The 16,837-nt window shown below is 74.4% G+C and carries 14 protein-coding genes; 4 read left to right on the forward strand and 10 right to left on the reverse strand.

Going from position 1 to position 16,837, the window contains the following annotated elements; genetic code table 11:
- Positions 1 to 47: 47 nt before the first annotated feature.
- From ACIQBJ_RS04350 to ACIQBJ_RS04375, 6 genes are all read right to left on the reverse strand, one after another.
- Positions 48 to 1,373 carry a cellulase family glycosylhydrolase gene (locus ACIQBJ_RS04350; RefSeq protein ID WP_400703185.1) on the reverse strand — a complete coding sequence of 442 codons (1,326 nt, stop codon included), beginning with the start codon at positions 1,371 to 1,373 and terminating at the stop codon, positions 48 to 50.
- A 108-nt stretch (positions 1,374 to 1,481) separates the two neighbouring features.
- Positions 1,482 to 2,690 carry a mannose-6-phosphate isomerase, class I gene (gene manA, locus ACIQBJ_RS04355; protein ID WP_400703188.1) on the reverse strand — a complete coding sequence of 403 codons (1,209 nt, stop codon included), beginning with the start codon at positions 2,688 to 2,690 and terminating at the stop codon, positions 1,482 to 1,484.
- 125 nt (positions 2,691 to 2,815) lie between these two features.
- Positions 2,816 to 3,859 (reverse strand): LacI family DNA-binding transcriptional regulator, encoded by a 1,044-nt coding sequence (locus ACIQBJ_RS04360; protein ID WP_400703507.1) that lies wholly within the window; start codon positions 3,857 to 3,859, stop codon positions 2,816 to 2,818.
- A 61-nt stretch (positions 3,860 to 3,920) separates the two neighbouring features.
- On the reverse strand, positions 3,921 to 4,772 hold the full coding sequence (locus tag ACIQBJ_RS04365; RefSeq protein WP_400703510.1) for a carbohydrate ABC transporter permease: 852 nt from the start codon (positions 4,770 to 4,772) through the stop codon (positions 3,921 to 3,923).
- Between the two features lie 8 nt (positions 4,773 to 4,780).
- Positions 4,781 to 5,755 (reverse strand): carbohydrate ABC transporter permease, encoded by a 975-nt coding sequence (locus tag ACIQBJ_RS04370; protein WP_400703191.1) that lies wholly within the window; start codon positions 5,753 to 5,755, stop codon positions 4,781 to 4,783.
- 100 nt (positions 5,756 to 5,855) lie between these two features.
- The gene (locus tag ACIQBJ_RS04375; RefSeq protein WP_400703194.1) at positions 5,856 to 7,166 is read right to left on the reverse strand and encodes an ABC transporter substrate-binding protein; all 1,311 of its coding nucleotides are present in this window, start codon (positions 7,164 to 7,166) and stop codon (positions 5,856 to 5,858) included.
- Between the two features lie 360 nt (positions 7,167 to 7,526).
- Here ACIQBJ_RS04375 and ACIQBJ_RS04380 point away from each other — a divergent pair, with 360 nt between their 5' ends.
- The 3 genes from ACIQBJ_RS04380 to ACIQBJ_RS04390 all read left to right on the forward strand — a co-directional run bounded on the left by ACIQBJ_RS04380 (position 7,527) and on the right by ACIQBJ_RS04390 (position 11,131).
- Positions 7,527 to 8,573: an ROK family protein gene (locus ACIQBJ_RS04380; RefSeq protein WP_400703197.1), complete on the forward strand. Its 1,047-nt coding sequence runs from the start codon at positions 7,527 to 7,529 to the stop codon at positions 8,571 to 8,573.
- 514 nt (positions 8,574 to 9,087) lie between these two features.
- Positions 9,088 to 10,863 carry a hypothetical protein gene (locus tag ACIQBJ_RS04385; protein WP_400703200.1) on the forward strand — a complete coding sequence of 592 codons (1,776 nt, stop codon included), beginning with the start codon at positions 9,088 to 9,090 and terminating at the stop codon, positions 10,861 to 10,863.
- 130 nt (positions 10,864 to 10,993) lie between these two features.
- Entirely contained in the window at positions 10,994 to 11,131 is a 138-nt protein-coding gene (locus ACIQBJ_RS04390) for a hypothetical protein (protein WP_400703203.1), read from the forward strand.
- A 43-nt stretch (positions 11,132 to 11,174) separates the two neighbouring features.
- Here the strand turns inward: ACIQBJ_RS04390 and ACIQBJ_RS04395 are convergent, their stop codons facing one another.
- The 4 genes from ACIQBJ_RS04395 to ACIQBJ_RS04410 form a co-directional block, all read right to left on the reverse strand.
- A complete protein-coding gene (locus ACIQBJ_RS04395; protein ID WP_400703206.1) occupies positions 11,175 to 11,939 on the reverse strand; it encodes an SDR family oxidoreductase in 765 nt (254 codons plus the stop codon).
- A 69-nt stretch (positions 11,940 to 12,008) separates the two neighbouring features.
- Positions 12,009 to 13,289 carry a cytochrome P450 gene (locus ACIQBJ_RS04400; protein WP_400703209.1) on the reverse strand — a complete coding sequence of 427 codons (1,281 nt, stop codon included), beginning with the start codon at positions 13,287 to 13,289 and terminating at the stop codon, positions 12,009 to 12,011.
- Positions 13,290 to 13,453: 164 nt separating this feature from the next.
- Positions 13,454 to 14,971 carry a hypothetical protein gene (locus ACIQBJ_RS04405; protein WP_400703513.1) on the reverse strand — a complete coding sequence of 506 codons (1,518 nt, stop codon included), beginning with the start codon at positions 14,969 to 14,971 and terminating at the stop codon, positions 13,454 to 13,456.
- Positions 14,972 to 15,154: 183 nt separating this feature from the next.
- On the reverse strand, positions 15,155 to 15,622 hold the full coding sequence (locus ACIQBJ_RS04410) for a DUF3224 domain-containing protein (protein WP_400703212.1): 468 nt from the start codon (positions 15,620 to 15,622) through the stop codon (positions 15,155 to 15,157).
- A 105-nt stretch (positions 15,623 to 15,727) separates the two neighbouring features.
- On the opposite strand from ACIQBJ_RS04410, the gene ACIQBJ_RS04415 reads away from it, so the two are divergent.
- A complete protein-coding gene (locus tag ACIQBJ_RS04415; protein WP_400703215.1) occupies positions 15,728 to 16,702 on the forward strand; it encodes a helix-turn-helix transcriptional regulator in 975 nt (324 codons plus the stop codon).
- The last annotated feature ends 135 nt before the right edge of the window (positions 16,703 to 16,837 follow it).

The following is a 16,837-nucleotide window of genomic DNA, read 5'->3' on the forward strand; positions in this document are numbered from 1 at the left end:
CGACGGTCTCCGGGCGGCGGGGGGACGGGGGACGGGGGACGGGGGGATCAGCCCGCCGCGGCCATCGCCTTGGCGTGGGCGGCGAACAGGTGGGCGGTGCTGCGGGTCGGGTTGGCCGGGTCGTTGTTCCACATGATGCGGTGTCCGTCGTAGTCGGGGTAGAAGGAGCCGTCGTCGACCCGGGAGGTGAGCAGCCAGAACTGGTCGCCGGCGGCCCCGGCGGCGAGCGCGGCGGCCGTCCAGGCCAGGTAGGCGGCGTCCCGGGCGGCGGTGTCGGGGATGTCCCGGCCGGCGTCGATCTGCAGGCCGAACTCCTCGACGACGACGGGCTTGCCGAGGGTGCGGCCGTCCGCGACGTGGTCCTCGATCCACCGGGTACCCCAGTCGGTGGCGTTGATGCCGGGCTTGCCGCCGCTGGTCTCGCCCCAGTTCTGCGGGTAGACGTGGACGGTGCCGTAGTCGACGGCGGGCAGCGCGGTGAGCTTCAGCCAGTCGTTGCCCTCGTAGTTCGAGTACGGGTAGTCGGCCTCGTTCGGGCGGCCGTAGAAGCCCTCGTCGCCGACGGCGAGCAGCTGGCGGGGGGCCAGCGACTTGACGTGGGCGCTCATCTCGCGGGCCCAGCCGAGCAGGGTGGCGCCGGACTTGTCGCTGCGGCAGCGCGGCTCGTTGGCGAGCTCCCAGGCCATCACGGTGGGGTCCTCGTGGTAGCGCAGGCCGGTGTAGCGGTTGCGGCGCTGGATCACGTGCTTGGCCCAGGCCCGGTACGCCTTGCGGCAGTTGGCGTCGGTGTAGAACCGGTCGTGGTGGACGCCGTCGCCGTAGGAGTCGTCGGACAGGCCGAGGAACCAGGAGACGTACTGCTGCATGCCGCCGTAGTCGGGCCAGTTGTTGACCAGCGGGAGGACCAGGCGCAGGCCGAGCTGTCCGGCCTTGTGGACGGCGTAGTCGAGGCTGTCGAAGGCGGCCTCGTCGTAGCTGAACGGCTTGGGCTGCAGGGCGCGGTGGGAGTGGCCGTCGCCGTCGGCGAACGCCCAGGCGCGGACCACGGTGAGGCCCATCGCGGCGGCGTCGTTCAGCACCGCGTCGATCATGTAGTGCGACTGCTGGTGCAGGTAGTAGCAGTTGGTGCCGCCGAAGCGGAACTTCTTTCCTTCGAGCCGCAGTTCGCCGCCTCTGGCGGTGACGTAGGGGCGCTTGCCGCCGCCCTGCCGGTCCGACCCGCCCTGACTGTCCCGGGCGTCCTGGGCGTCCTGGGCGCCGGCGTTGTCGTTCGCGGCGAAGGCGGTGCCGCCGAGCAGCGGGGCGGCGGTGAGGCCGAGGGCGGCGGCCCCGAGCAGGGTGCGGCGGCTGGTGGTGCGGGGCTGGTCGTTCACGTGCGTCCTCCGGACATGCGGTGGGGTGGAGTGGTGCCTGGGGGGGTCGTGAAGTCTGCTGGTTCCCTGCCCACGTCCCGGCAAGGGAGTTCGGCCGGGCGAGCGGGCTCAGTGCGGCCGCGGGACCTTCGCGCGGAACACGGTGGCGTCGCCGGACACCCGGACCGGTCCGCCCGCGGCGGGCAGGTAGGCGGATTCGCCGGGGCCGAGGGTCGGGCCGCCGTCGAGGCGGGCGATGCCGCGCACGCACAGCAGGAGCTGCGGGCCGTCGTCGGCGAGTTCGACGGAGGCACCGGAGCCGGGGGCGCCGAGGTCGATCCGGGAGAGGCTGAACTCCTCGGCGGAGGTGAGGAATTCGAGTTCGCCGGGGCCGACGGGGACGGCGGGCGCGTGCTGCGGGGCGGTGGGCCGGAAGTCGACCACCCCGGCGAGCGCGGCGGTGTCGACGTGCTTGGGGGTGAGCCCGCAGCGCAGCACGTTGTCGGAGTTGGCCATGATCTCGACGCCGAGGCCGCGCAGGTAGGCGTGCGGGACTCCGGCGTCCAGGTGGAGGGCCTGGCCGGCGCCCAGCCGGACGTGGTTGAGCAGCATCGCGGCGAGCAGTCCGGGGTCGCCGGGGTAGTCGCGGGCGGCGTCCCGGTAGGCGGCCCAGGTGGCCGCGTCGGGGTCGCCGCCGGCGGCCAGTTCGGCGAGCGCGGCGGGGAGTTCGGCGGCGGCCCGCTCGCCGCGCGGGCGGTCGTCGGCGAGCGCGGCGGTCAGCACGGTGCGCAGGGCCGTCCCGGCGGGGGCGGTGCGCAGCACCTCGATCCAGGGGTCGAGCACGGCGAGGCCGGTGCGGGCCCACAGCGCGGCGCTGGCGCGCGGGTCGCGGAAGCCGCACAGGGCGTCGAACTCGCCGAGGGCGCAGATGAGTTCGGGTTTGTGGCTGCGGTCGCGGTAGATCCGGTGCGGGGCGTCGAGCGGGATGCCGGCGGCGTCCTCGGCGGCGTACCCGGCCGCGGCCTGCGCGGCGGTGGGGTGGACCTGCACGGAGAGCGCGTGCTCGGCGGCCAGCACCTTGAGCAGGAACGGCAGTTGCGGGCCGAAGCGGCGCACCACCCGGGGGCCGAGTTCGCGGTCCGGGTCGCGGGCGATGACGGCGTCGAGGGGTTCGGCGCCGCGGCCGCGGTCGATCCGGGACGGGGCGCCGGGGTGGGCGCCCATCCAGAGCTCGGCCTCGGGCGCGCCGGTGGGCGGGCGGCCGGTGAGGCGGGCGATGGCGGTGGTCGAGCCCCAGGCGTACGGGCGCACGGTGGTGGCGAGCAGGTCGGCGGTCATCGGGTGCTCCGGTGGCGGGTGGCCCGGCCCGGCCCCGAACTTCCTTACCCTCAGAAGGAGTCGGGGACGGGCCGGGAGTCTTGGGGTGGCGCGCCGCGGGTCGTCGGCCCGTGGCGGCCCGCTGTTCAGCGGGTCGGCGGGGCGCTGCTGCCGCGCGGGATCAGCACGGGCGTCGGGGCCGGTCCGACGGGGGTGCCGCGGTGCTCGACGACGTCGAACAGGGTGCGGGCGACGAGCGCGCCGTAGCCGTGCACGTCGTGGCTCATCGCGGACAGCGCGGGGTGGGTGAGCCGGCAGAGCTGGGAGTCGTCCCAGGCGATCAGCGACAGGTCGGCGGGCACCTGGAGGCCGAACTCGGCGGCGACCGAGATCCCGGCGACGGCCATGATGTCGTTGTCGTAGATGATCGCGGTGGGGCGGTGCGCGGAGGCGAGCAGCATCCGGGTGGCGCGGGCGCCGGCCTGGCCGGAGAAGTCGGTGGGGACGCTCCGCGGCGGTTCCAGGCCGAGTTGTCCGGCGACGGCGGCCAGCGCCCGGGTGCGGATCGCGGTGTGGCCGAGGTCGGGGTCGCCGCCGACCCGGGCGATCCGGCGGTGGCCGAGCATCGCCAGGTAGCGGACGGCGTCCTCGACGGCGGCCGAGTCGTCGGTCCAGACGGCGGCGAGGCCGCCGCCGGCCAGGCCGGGGTGGCCGGCCGCGACGGCGGGCATGCCGAGCGCGGCGAGGGCCGGGATGCGCGGGTCGGCCTCGGTGAGGTCGACCAGCACGGAGCCGCTGACCCGGCGGGTGCGCCACCAGGTGCGGTGCACCGCGATCTCCTGCTCGCGGTCGTGGACCAGGCGCAGCAGCAGGGTGGCGGAGCGTTCCTCCAGGACGCTCTGGATGCCGGAGATGAACTCCATGTAGAAGGGTTCCAGGCCGAGTTGGCGGGCCGGGCGGGTGATGACCAGGCCGACGGTCTCGCTGCCGGGGGCGAGCCGGGCCAGGCTGCGGGCGGCCTGGCTGGGCACCCAGCCGAGTTCCTCGGCGGCGGCCCTGATCCGCTCCCGGGTGGGGGCGGAGACGCCGGGCCGGTCGTTGAGGGCCAGCGAGACGGCCCCGGCGGAGACCCCGGCGAGGGCGGCGACCTCGCGGATGGTGACGCGCCCGTTCGTCGTCCGGCCGCTCATCGTCCGGCCCTCCGCCCCGGTGGCGTCGCGGCGCAGGTGCGGCGCCACCGGGCGGGCTGCGTCACTTGCTCGAACCGGCGGCGAAGCCGGCGTAGATCAGGCGCTGCAGGGCGAGGAAGACGACCAGGGTGGGCAGGATGACCAGGATGGTGCCGGCCGAGATGATCTCCCAGTTGACGCCGAACGGGCCCTGGAAGCGGAACAGCGAGGTGGAGATGGTGCCCAGGTCGCTGGAGGGCATGTAGAGGAACGGGATGAAGAAGTCGTTGTAGACGGTGACGCCCTTGACGATCACCACGGTGGCGATGGCCGGCTTCAGCATCGGCAGGATGATCCGCCAGTAGATGGTGAAGGTGTTGGCGCCGTCGAGCCGGGCCGCCTCGTCCAGCGAGATCGGGATGGAGCGGATGAACTGCAGGAAGATGTAGATCGAGATGATGTCGGTGCCGAGGTACAGCAGGATCGGCGCCCACCGGGTGTTGAACGCGCCCAGGTTGTTGACGATCTGGAAGGTGGCGACCTGGGTGGTGACGCTGGGGACGAGGCTGGCCAGCAGGAACAGCGCCATCACCGGCTTCTTCAGCCGGAAGTCGAAGCGGTCGATGGCGTAGGCGGTCATCGAGCCGATCACCACGGTGCCGGCCACCGAGACCACCAGGATGATCGAGGTGTTCAGGAACGCGGGCAGCATCCTGCCCTGGGTGAAGGCGATCCGGAAGTTCTCGAAGTTGAGCCAGTCGCCGGGCAGGTCGAGCGGCCCGGTGGTCTGCGCCTCCCGGCGGGTCTTGAGCGAGGTGAACAGGATGACCACCAGCGGGACCAGCACGACGGCGCTGGCCAGCACCAGTGACAGGTACTTGGCGCCGGAGGCGGCGGCGCCGCGGGCGTGGAAACGGCGGCGGTGGTGGTGCACGGCGGTGGTCACGACAGTTCCACCCTCTCCTCCGGCACCAGGCGGCGCTGGACCCAGGTGACGATCAGGATCAGGACGATCAGCACGACGGCGCTGGCCGAGGCGAGGCCGAACTTGTCGAACTTGAAGGCCATGTTGATGCTCTGGATGACGAAGGTCTGCGAGCCGTTGGCGCCGCCGGTCATGATGTACGGGATCTCGAAGACGGCCAGCGAGCCGGAGACCGCGAGGATCGCGCTGAGGCTGATCACCGGCTTGATGCTGGGCGCGATGATGTGCCGGAACTGCTGCCAGCGGTTGGCGCCGTCCAGCGCGGCGGCCTCGTACAGGTGCGGCGGGATGGACTGGATCGCGCCCAGGAACAGCACCAGGTTGAGGCCGGTGTAGCGCCACACCGAGACGCCGGCCAGCGACTTGTTGACCAGGTCGGGGTCGCCCATCCAGAGGAACTTGCCGTCGACGCCGACGAGTCGGAGCAGCGAGTCGAGGGTGCCGTGCGGCTGGAAGAAGTACAGGAAGACGAAGCCGATCGCCACACCGTTGATCAGGTAGGGGAAGAACAGGATGCCTTTGAAGAGGTTCCGGAACTTCGTGTTGAAGCTGAGCACGGTGGCGAAGTACAGCGCCAGGCAGATCTGCACCACGGCGGCGATCAGGTAGACGCCGCTGACCAGGAACACCTTGAACAGTTCGGGGCGGGTGAACAGGTCGGTGTAGTTCTTGAGCCCGACGTTGTTCCGCTCCGGGCTGATGCCGTCCCAGTCGGTGAAGCTGTAGCCGATCATGTCGCCGATCGGCAGGTAGGTGAAGGTCACCAGCAGCGCGAGCGGTACCAGCAGGTACAGCCACGGGGTGAACCACCAGTGCCGGCGGACTCCCTTGCGCCGGGGGGCGCGGCCGCGGGCGGCGGCCGGGGGCGCGGTGGCCGCGGCGGTCCGCGCGGGGGGCTTTCCGGTGCCCCGGTCCCTCTGCAGTGCAGTCATCTTCGTTCCTTCGTAGGTCCTGACACCCGGTGGGCGGCCCGGCCCGGCCCCTGACGCGTCGGGGCTGCGGGGCGCGGGCCGGGCCGCCCGGTCCGGTGGGTCAGCCGACCGTCTTCTGCGACTCGGACCACTTCTTGTTCAGCTCGGCGAAGTAGCTGTTCCGGTCGCCGGGGGCCGCCCCGCGGGCGATGTCGACGAGCTTCTGCCGGTAGTCCGGGGCGTCCAGGTTGATCTCCGCGCCCTTGTCGATCTTCTTGACCGTCGCCAGCTTCTCCTGCTTCTGGCCGATCATCTGGACGCCCTGGTCGCCGAAGTCCTTCAGCGCGCTCGGCATCGGGGTGCCCTTGACCGAGGAGATGCCCTGCTCGGCCTGGGCGGAGCCGGACTTGTTGATGTACCAGTCCAGCCAGGCGCGGGCCGCCTCCTGGTTCTTGGAGTGCTTGTTGATGCCGTACTTGTAGTCCGGCTGGAGCACGGTGCAGAGCTTGCCGCCGGTGGACGGGAACGGCATGTAGCCGATGTCGTCCGGGTTGGCGCCGGCCGCGGTGGCGGCGTCGCGCATCTGCGAGATCGACCAGGAGCCGAGGTACATCGAGCCGACCTTGCCGGTGGCCAGCAGGGTCTTGGAGTTGTCCCAGTTGGTGGTGGTCGGGTCGTCCTCGGTGAGCTTCTCGTGGACGGCCGAGTACAGCAGGCTGTCGACGGTGAAGACGTCGTTGCCCGCGGTCCACGGGGTGGCGACGGAGGCCATCGCGTCCTTGGCGCCCTCGTTGCAGCTGGGCGAGCCGATCGCGCTGGTCCACTGGGTGAGCGGCCAACTGTCGTGGTAGTTGGTGTAGTACGGGGTCGCCTGGCCCTTGGCCTTGATGGCCTTCAGGTCGGTGACGAACTCCTCGGGGGTCTTCGGCCAGCCGGTGACGCCGGCGTCCGCCCAGACCTTCTTGTTGTAGACGAAGCCGGTGACGGTGCCGTAGTTGGCGATGCCGTAGACCTTGTCGGCGACCGTGGCGTAGTCGGTCCACTGGTACTGCTTCGACAGTTCGGCCGAACCGCCCAGCGGGGAGAAGAAGTTGGGGAACTGGGTGACCGACAGGTCCGAGGGGATCGGCAGCACGTCACCGTAGTTCTCGGTGTTCATGCGGATCTTGACTTCGCCCTCGTAGTCCTTCATCCCCTCGAACTTCACCTTGACGTTCGGGTAGGTCTTGTTGAACTCGGCGACGTACTTGTCCAGCGTGCCGTTGCCCAGCTGGTCCGTACGGTTCGTCAGCACGGTGATGCTGCCCGACACCTTGGCGGGGTCCGCGTTGACCGTGGGGACGGCGGAGGAGGAGTTCCCGCCACCGTTGCTGCTACAGGCCGTGAGCACCACAAGGGTCGCGGCCGAGACGGCCGTCCATCCTCTGCGCATCTCGCTCATCCTTCGAACTGATCGTCTGTGATCGTCTGACTGACACGGGGGAAGCGACAGCCCCTGGGCCGCAATCGGCCGGCCTGGCTGTTGGACGCTTAACGTAGACGTCACATCCCGGCCATGTCCATAGAGCGGTCAACATTGATATCCACGAGTTTTGTTGCCAAACAAGGCTCGATTTACTAAACCTTTGCTTAACGAAGAAGTGGATCAGGTTCGTTATCGGACCGCGACCGGCGAGCGCTGGACAACGTTGTCAATGAGAGTCAGAATCACCGGGTACGACCCGGCGGCGCCCTGCCCAGCACCATGGCGCTCCCCTGCCACACCTGCGGAGACGTCACAATGAGTTACGACATGGCCGGTATCGCCCGCACCACCGGACCCCTCGGGCCTGCCCCCGCCGAGCGCACCCCTGCCGAGCGCGCCCCCGGCGGTGCCGCCCCTCGGACGGCCGCCCCCGGCCCGCTGATCGCCGCCCTCGACATCGGCGGCACCAAGATCGCGGGCGGCCTGGTCGACACCGAGGGCGCCCTGCTGCACCAGCTCCAGGTCCCCACCCCCGCCGACGGCGACCGGCACGAGCTGATGTCCGCCGTCGACCACGTCCTCGACGACCTGGCCCGCCTCCCCGAGTGGCCCCGGGTCGGCGCCCTCGGCATCGGCAGCGCCGGGCCCGTCGACATCGCCGCCGGCACCGTCAGCCCGGTCAACCTCCCCGGCTGGCGCGACTTCCCGCTGCGCGCGGAGACCGCCGAGCACCCCGCCGTCCGCGACCTGCCCGTCGTCCTCGGCGGCGACGCCGTCGCGATGGCCGCCGCCGAGCACTGGCGCGGCGCCGCCCGCCCCTACCGCAACGCCCTCTGCCTGGTGGTCTCCACCGGCGTCGGCGCCGGCCTGGTCCTCGACGGCACCCTGCACACCGGCCCCACCGGCAACGCCGGACACCTCGGCCACATCAGCGTCGACTACCGGGGCCGCCCCTGCCCGTGCGGCTCGCGCGGCTGCGTCGAAGGACTCGCCTCCGGCACCGCGATCGCCCGCACCGCCGCCGAACTCGGCTGGCGCCCCGGCCCCGACGGCGACACCACCGCCGGCGCCGTCGCCACCGCCGCCCGGGCCGGCGACCCGCACGCCCTGGCCGCCTTCGACCAGGCCGCCCGCGCCCTCGCGGCCGGCATCGCCGCCACCGCCACCCTGGTCGAACTCGACGCCGCGATCGTCGGCGGCGGCGTCGCCAAGGCCGGCGCCGTCCTCTTCGACCCGCTGGCCCGGCACCTCTCCTCCTACGCCACCCTCTCCTTCACCCGCGGCCTGCACCTCGTCCCCGCCCACCTCGGCACCGACGCCGGCCTGGTCGGCGCCGCCGCCCTGGCCCGCCCCGCCCTCCCGGCCCTCCGCTGACCACCCCGCCCCACCCGGGCCGCACCCGCCCCCGCCGGCAGGTGCGGCCTCCCCGTTCCCCCGCCGACGGCGCAGCGCCCCGCCCCAGCGCCTTGCCCTCACCGGCAGGTGCGACCTCCCCGTACTCCCGGGCCACCCCTGCGGAGCGGCGCCCCACCCTGGTTGGCCCCTCTGTTCCGCCCTACCGGTTCCCGCCTCGCCCGCCCTGCTCCCGGGCCACCCCTGCGAAGCAGCACCCCACCCTGCTTGGCCCCTGTTCCGCCCTACCGGTTCCCATCCCGTCCCGCTCCCGGGCCACCCCTGCGGAGCGGCGCCCCACCCTCGCCCCGCCTTGCTTCCTCCGTCCCTCCCCGAGCCGTTCGCCTCCCCCTCCCGCACCACCCTGCCCGGCCCTTCCCCTCTCCCGCCCCGGCTCGCCCCGGCTCGGCTCGGTGGGCCGAAAACCTCTCGACTTCGGTCCGGCCGGTCGCCAGACTGCGCGCATGACCGAACGAATCGAGTCCCTCCCCCTCCGGTGAGCGCCGCTCCCGGGCGCGGTGCGCCCGCGCTGTACGACCTCGCTCTGCGCCTGGCGCACGAAGCTCCGGACGGGCTGCCGCCCGAGGGCGGTTTCCGGCTCGACCGGGCGCGCCCGCCCCGCCCGCTGCCGGTGAACGAGCTGCGGCGGATCGTCGCCGAGGTGTTCGCCCCGGGCCCGGAGGCCGGTGGCCCCGGCTCCCGTCTCGAACGGCTGGCCGCGGCCCGTCCGGCCCAACTCGCCACCGCCGTGCGCGAGCTGCCCCTGCCGCCCGGCCCCGTCGGCCCGACCCCGGCGATGGCCCGGCGGCTGGCGCGCGAGGGCACCGACCCGATCGCCGTGACCGTCGGGATCGCCCTGCTCGGCCGGTTCGGCGACGCCGCGGACGTACCGTGCCTGTCGGCGCTCGGCCTGCTGCGCGACCTCAACGGCCCCGCCGTGCAGGCCCTGCGCGGACTCGACCGGCGGGCGGCGGCGTTCGCCGTGCTCGCGGTCCGGCCGCGGGCGGCCCCGCTCCGCCCGCTCCTGCTCGCGCTGCGCTCGGGCGAACGGGCCGCTGTACGCAGGGAGTTGGTGTCGATGCCCGTCTCCCCCCGGGAGCTCTCGGTGGCATCCGAGATCATCGGGGCGACCGGTCTCCCCGCCCTGCTCGCCGCCCACCCGGACGATCCCGAACTGCTGTACCGGGCCGCCCTGTTGCTCCACGCGGCCGCCGAGCCGCGCGGCCCGGTCCGCCCGGACGACGTCCCGGCCCCCCGCGAGCTGTACGAACGGGTGGCCGCCGGGGCCGCCGTCCTGCCGCCGACGCTCGACCACGCCGCGCTGCTGCTCTCCGTCGCCCAGGACCTGTCCAGCGGAACCGGGGCCCTGCCGGACTGGCCGCCCGGCCGCCGCGCCGTCCTGCTCGACCGGCTCGACCGGGTCTCGGCCGCGATGGGGCGGGCGGTCCTGGCCGGGGCGGGCGGCGAGGAGCAGGAGCGGCGCGCCCGCTGGATCGGCCGGGTCGGCCGAAGGCCCTTCCGGCTGCCCGACGGGCCGGACGGGTTCCGGATCGAGGTGGTGCACGGCGACCCCGCCGAGCGGGGCCGGGTCGAGACCCGCGTCCTGTTCGACGGGCGGCCCGTGGTGCCGGAGCTGTTCGGGTTCGGCCCGGCCGAGGACCCGGCCGTGCTGCTGGACGAGGGCCTGCTGCGGGCCTCGGCGGAACCCCGCGAGGTGCGGCTCGCCACGGCGTCCTGCGCCGAGGAGTGCTGCGGCGCGCTGTACGTCACGGTCCGGCGGGACGGCGACCGGGTGGTGTGGGAGCGCTGGCGGCGCAGCTGCTACCGGCCCGGGCTGCTGGACGTCCCGGCCCGGAGCTTCGACGCCCGGGCCTACGACGCCGAGCTGGCCCGGGCCGAGGCGGACGACTCCGCGGACTGGCGGGCCAGGACAGTCGCCCGGTTGCTCAACCGCGCCCTGCGGGCCCGGCCGGAGCTGCTGCACCGCTGGGACGCCGACCTCGGCCGGGTCGGGACCTGCCCGGACGAGCCCGACACCGTCGACCTGACCTTCTGGTACGTCCCGGGCCGGCACTCGGGCACCCCGGACCGGCCCGACCGTCCCCTGGCCTTCCGCTGGCTGCTGCCCGAGGACGGCTTCCCGCCCGAGGCCCAGGCGGCGGCCGCCCTGCACCGCCTGGCGACGGAGCGGCCCACCTCCTGGGCCCGGATCTGCGCCGGAAGCCGGGAGCGCGCCGAGGAGCTGGGCTTCACCTGGCCCTGGCCCGAGTGACCGGGCGCGCAAAGGCCGGACGTGCAAAGGCCGGGCGAGGTGCTCCGAAACGGTTGTCCGCCCGGCCCGACGATCCGACAGGTTGCTCGTCGCATCATTCGGACGATCACATTCCACTACGGGGGTTCCGGTGCCGGACGCCGCGCGGGAGGCCACTCGGCTGCTGGGCGGCTACTTCCCGGACCGTGACGGGAAGTTGGGCGACGGTACGCGGGTGGTCGGCCTGCGGACGGTGGACCCGGGGCGGCTCGCCGACCGTCCCGCCTGACCGTGCGCCCGCCCGCCCCGCCTGCCCCGACCGTCCGCCCGGGTTACTTGAACCCGCCGCTGCTGTGCAGGAGTTGGCCGTTGATCCACTGTCCTTCCGGGGAGCAGAGGAAGGCGATCAGGCGGGCGGCGTCCTGCGGGGTGCCGAGGCGGGCCAGCGGGGTCTGCCCGATCATCGCGGCGCGCAGCGAGTCGTCCATCCAGCCGGTGTCGGTGGGGCCGGGGTCGACGGCGTTGGCGGTGATGCCGAGGTGGGCGAGTTCGCGGGCGGCGGCGCGGGTGATCCGGTCCAGGGCGCCCTTGCTGGCGCCGTAGGGGAGGTTGCCGACGGTGTGGTCGCTGGTCAGGGCGACGATCCGGCCGGTGCCGAACGCGCCGGTGAAGCGCAGGCCGAACTCGCGGATCAGCAGCCAGCCCGCCCGGGCGTTCACCGCGAAGTGCCGGTCGAAGCTCTCCACCGTGGTGTCGAACAGGCCGGAGTCGACGGACTCGGCGTGGTTCAGCACCAGCGCGCCGACGGGGCCGAGCCCGGCGGTGACCTGGTCGAACAGCCGGGCGGGGGTGTCGGGGTCGGCGAGGTCGGCGGGCACGGCGAGCTGCCGGGCGCCGTGCGCGCGGATCGCCGCGCCGATCGCCTCGTGCGCGCCGTCCTCGGCGCCCCAGCTCATCCGGGCGTCGTAGGGCGTCCAGTGGGTGTGGGCGACGTCCCACCCGGTGGCGGCGAGGCGTTCGGCGACGGCGGCGCCGATGCCGATCGTCCGGCCGACGCCGGTGACCAGGGCGACGGGGCGGGGTGCGGTGGCGTTCATCCGGCCGATCCTGACAGTTCGTCAGTGCGCCCGGCAAACGGTTTCCGGCCGTCGGCGGTCCCGCCGCCGCTACGGGTTCTCGGCGTGCAGCACGGCCCGGACCGGGCCGTCGGGGTGGACGGTGATCGCGTATCCGGTCCCGGCCGGGGCGTCCCGGATCTCGACCCGGTGGGCGGGCAGCAGTTCCTCCAGCAGCAGCGCCATCTCGCGGACGGCGAACTGCGCGCCGAGGCAGGCTCGCGGGCCGAGCCCGAACGGGTAGTAGGCGCCCTGGACGGGGCGGCGTCCGGCATCGGTGAACCGCTGCGGGCGGAACTCCTCGGGGTCGGGCCAGAGTTCGGGGTCCCGGTGGGTCAGGTAGGGGCAGACCAGCAGGGTGGTGCCGGCCTCGACGGGGTGCCCGGCGAGGACCCCGGCCTCGGCGGCATGCCGGGGCATCAGCCAGGCGACGGGGTACAGCCGCAGCGTCTCGTCGATCAACGCCCTGATCGCGGCGGCCCGTTCGGCCGATCCGGCCGGGCCGGCCGCCAGTGCCCAGGCACGCTGTTCGGGATGGGCGTCGAGCAGCAGGAACAGCCAGCCGAGGGTGGTCGCGGTGGTCTCGTACCCGGCGACGACCAGGGTCATCAGCTCGTCGCGAACCAACCGCTCGGTGTAGTCGGGGAGTTCGGCGGCGGCCCGGAGCAGCACCTGGAGCAGCGCGGGTTCCTCGGCCTGCCCGGCGAGTGCGATGGCGTGCGCGGCGGCCAGGTCGGCCCGTTCGTTGGCCTCGGCGAAGTCGACGGCGGCCTCGCCGGTGGCGGGCGCGAAGGCGGGAATGCGGGCCAGGCTGTCCCCGGCGGAGATCAGCCGTTCGTGGGTGGCGGGGTCGAGCGGGTGGGCGGTGAGCGAGCGCCAGATCACCTCCAGCGAGAAGTACCGCAGGTCGGCGTCGATCTCGCGGACCTCCCCGGTCTGCGCCGCCGCCCGCCAGCGCGCGGCGGCCCCGGCCACCGCGGCCCGGATCTGCGGCTCGTAGGTACGGATGCCGCGCCCGGTGAACTGCGGTTGCAGCAGCTTGCGTTGACGCCGCCACGGCTCGCCGGAGGCGCACAGCAGGCCGTCGCCGAGCAGCGCCTTCGCGCGGTGGCCGTGCTTCACGTAGGTGTCGGGGTCCTTGGCCAGCACCTGCTGCACCTCCTCGGCGCCGGTGACCAGCACGATCCGGCGCTCGCCGAGCCGGAACCCGGCCACCGGCCCCAACTCCCGTGCCTCCGCCAGCAGATCGACCAGCCGACCGCCGCCGGCCCGCCAGGCGGCGAGCGATTCGGCTCCGAGTTCGGGAAGGGGGCGAAGGGCTGCCGTGGCCAAGACGCTCTCCTGCGGGTGCTCGACTGCGACCGTGCGGACACCGGCCACCCTAACGGAGCGTGCGGGCCCGACCCCACCCCGTGGCCCCCCGCCCGACCCCCTCGGGCCGATGGGCCGTTCGGGCCGTTCGGGCCGTTCGGGTCGTTCGGCAGCGGGCCAGGGGGTCAGGGACGGGTCCGGGCGCGCGGGACACCGGCCTCGTCGAGCAGTGCGTGCAACCGGTCGGCCGTCAGCCCCGGATGCGCGGCCGCCCCCTCGACCTGTTCGAGCCCGGCCCCCGGGTCGGCGAGCAGGTCCGCCGCCCGCCCGGCGGGCAGCCGGGGGTTGGCGGCGGCGGCCCGCCGGACCCGGGGGTCGGGGTCGGCCCGCAGGGCTTCCGGATCACCGGCGAAATCCTGATCGGAGGCGGCGAGTTCACGCACCGCCGGGTCCGGGTCGCGGGCGAGGGCCGCCGGCAGGCCGCGCCGCGGGAAGGCCGGGTGGAGGCGCAACCGGTCGCGCTGTTCGGGGAGTTGGGCGTACGCCTCCAGCAACAGGGCGGGCGGGGCGGCGGGATGGTGCAGGGCGAGCAGCAGCCGGACGTCCCGGTCGGGGTCGGCGGCGAGCCGGGCGGCCGTCGGCGGGTCCAGGCGCGGGCAGGTCGCGGCGGTGCGGCGCAGCACGGGGTCGGGCGCGGCGGCGCAGGCCCGGTACCAGTCGAGGCCGGGGTCGTCGACGGGTTCGGGCCGCACCGCCGACGGGTGGGCGACGGGGGTGCCCAGGACGCGGAAGACGGCCTCGGCCCGGCCCCGGGTGCGCGGGGCGGGCAGCAGGGCGGCCCGGCGACGGACCCCTTCGTCCGGGTCGGCGGCCAGGACATCCAGCAACTCGGCGTCCAGGTCGGGCCGTTGGGCGACGGTGCGGCGGACGAGCGGGTCCGGGTCGGCGGCCAGGCGGCGGACGGCGGGCGGCGGGAGGTGGGGGTTTCCGGCGAGCAGCTCCGGGTGGGTGCGGGTGGTGATCAGGGTGTCGAGCAGGTCGTCGGGCAGCGGGGACGCCCAGAGCTGGGTGATCCGGTCGCGCGAGCTGTTCGCCGCCCAGCGCCTGCCCTGTTCGGCCAGGTCGGGGTGGGCCTCGCGGTGGGCGGCGGCGCGGACCTCCGGGTCGGGGTCGGCCAGCAGGGCGGCGCGCTGCCCGGTGCCGAGCCGGGTCCAGTACCCGCAGACGAAGGCCCGCAGGGCGGGTTCGGGGTGGTCGACCAGGCGGCGCAGGTGCGCCTCCAGGTGCCCGGCGGCCCCCAGTTCGGCGACGATCTCCTGCGGCAGCAGCATCGCCCGGTCCCGTTCGGCGGTACCGAGCAGCACCAGGTCCACGACGTCGTCGGGGAGTTGGACGGCCCGCACCGTCCCCCGGCCGCCGGGCGCGGAGACCAGCCGGGCCGCCACCAGGTCGTCCCGGTCGCGCACCACCTGCCGGGCCTGCTCCCCGGTCAGGTGCACATTGCGGGCGATCACGCTCCGGTCGGACCGGTCGCCGTCCCGCAGCACCAGCGCGACGAACTCGGCGGGCAGCGGCCGCCGTTGCAGCACCTCCCGGGCCTCCCGCGCCTCCGGCGGCAACAGCCGGACCAGCACCCCCGCCCCGGCCCCCGGATTCGCCGCCACCCCGCGCACCAGCGCGACCGCCCGCCCCTCGTCGATCATCACCGCGCCATGCTCGCACGCACCCCCCGACGGCATGCCGGCCCTGCCTCCGCCCCTCCCCGTACCCGTACGTGTCCGACGGGGCGTCAGCCCTGCTCGTCCCCGCACACCCGCCGCCGCCCCACCCACCTCTCCCGCTCCGATCGTCGCCGCGCCGTACTCGCGCGTGTCCCCGTCGAGGTGTCAGCCCTGCTCGCGCCCGTCCCCGTACCCGTAGCGGAAGGCGTACGCGAAGGTGGGCTCGCCGGGCCGGCAGGTGTACTCGCCGCTGCCGTGCAGGCCGGTGAGGGCGCCGGTGGCGGTGCCGGGCAGCACGGTGAAGGTGCAGCGGATGGTGCCGTCGGGGTGGAAGCTGCCGTGGTGTTCGAGCACGAAGGCGCCTTCGCGGCCCTCGACGCCGCCGGTGACGAGTTCCAGGCCGGTGAAGACGCCGGTGTCGCCGGGGGCGTAGGCGAGGGTGTACTCGCAGGTGGTGCGGGCGGCCTCGATGCCGCCGGTGAAGGTGTTGGCGACGGAGGCGCGGGCGAGTCGCGGACCGGCCTCGACCGCCGCCGCCTCGTCCTCCTTCCAGTCCGCGAACGCGATGCTGCCGCCGGTGGTGACCGTGGCGGTGGTGGCCGTGGCGGTGGTAGCGGTGTCGGTGTCGGGCATGAGCGGGTCCTTCCGGTCGTCGGTGCACGCCCTCGGGTGCGTGCTCCGACCAGGTTCGCGGGCATACCTGACATCTCCTGTCAGGTATGCGGGAGGATTTCCGGCATGCGCGCCGACCGTCTCCTCGCCCTGCTCCTCCTGCTGCAGAACCGCGGCCGGACCACGGCCGCCGTGCTGGCGGCCGAGCTGGAGGTCTCGGTGCGTACCGTCCACCGGGACGTCGAGGCCCTGGGTGCGGCGGGCGTACCGGTGGTGGCCGACCGCGGGCCGGCCGGGGGCTACCGGCTGGTCGACGGGTACCGGACCCGGCTGACCGGTCTCACCGAGGCCGAGGCCGGGGCCCTGTTCTTCGCCGGACTCCCGGGCCCGGCCGAGGAGTTGGGGCTCGGCGCGCTGCTGGCCACCGCCGAGTCGAAGGTCCGGGCCGCGCTGCCGCCCGGCCTGGGCGAGAGCGCGCTGCGGCTGCAGGAGCGCTTCCACCTCGACCCGGCCTCCTGGTTCCGCGAGGCCGATCCGGTGCCGCTGCTCACCGCGGTGGCCCGGGCGGTGTGGGAGCAGCAGGTGCTGGACGTCCACTACCGGCGCTGGCAGGGCGAGGTCCGGCGCGAGCTGTGCCCGCTGGGCCTGGTCCTGAAGAGCGGCCTCTGGTACGTGGTCGGGTCGAGCGCCGGTGGGCCGGTCCGCAGTTACCGGGTGTCGCGGCTGCGGTCCGCCGAGCCGACGGGCGCGCGCTTCGACCGCCCGCCCGGCTTCGACCTCGCGGCCCACTGGGCTTCCGCGGAACGGGAGTTGGCGGCGCGGCTGCAGGGGGGTACGGCGGAGCTGCGGGTCTCGCCGCGGGCACGGCAGCTGATCCCCGCGCTGTTCGGCGCGGCCGGGGCCCGGGCCGCCGAGGCGGCCGGCCCGCCGGACGCCGAGGGCTGGGTGCGCCTGCTGCTGCCCGTCGAGTCCGAACCCGTCGCGGTCTCGGACCTGCTCCGGCTGGGCGCGGACGCCGAGGTCCTCGGCCCCGCGTCCCTGCGCCGGGCCGTCGCCGCCCAGGCCGCCGCCCTGCACCACCGCTACGCACAGGACGCCTGAACACGGCACTCCGGGCGACCGGCCCGGGCATCCGACGGGCGACGGGCGATAACCGGGTGCGGGGCGCGGCGGCGGGCCGCTACGGTGGCCGGCATGAAGCGCGCTGCCGTCCGTACGACGACGCCGGAGACCGTC

This window comes from Kitasatospora sp. NPDC088391, assembly GCF_044753345.1.
In the GTDB taxonomy this organism is placed as follows: domain Bacteria; phylum Actinomycetota; class Actinomycetes; order Streptomycetales; family Streptomycetaceae; genus Kitasatospora.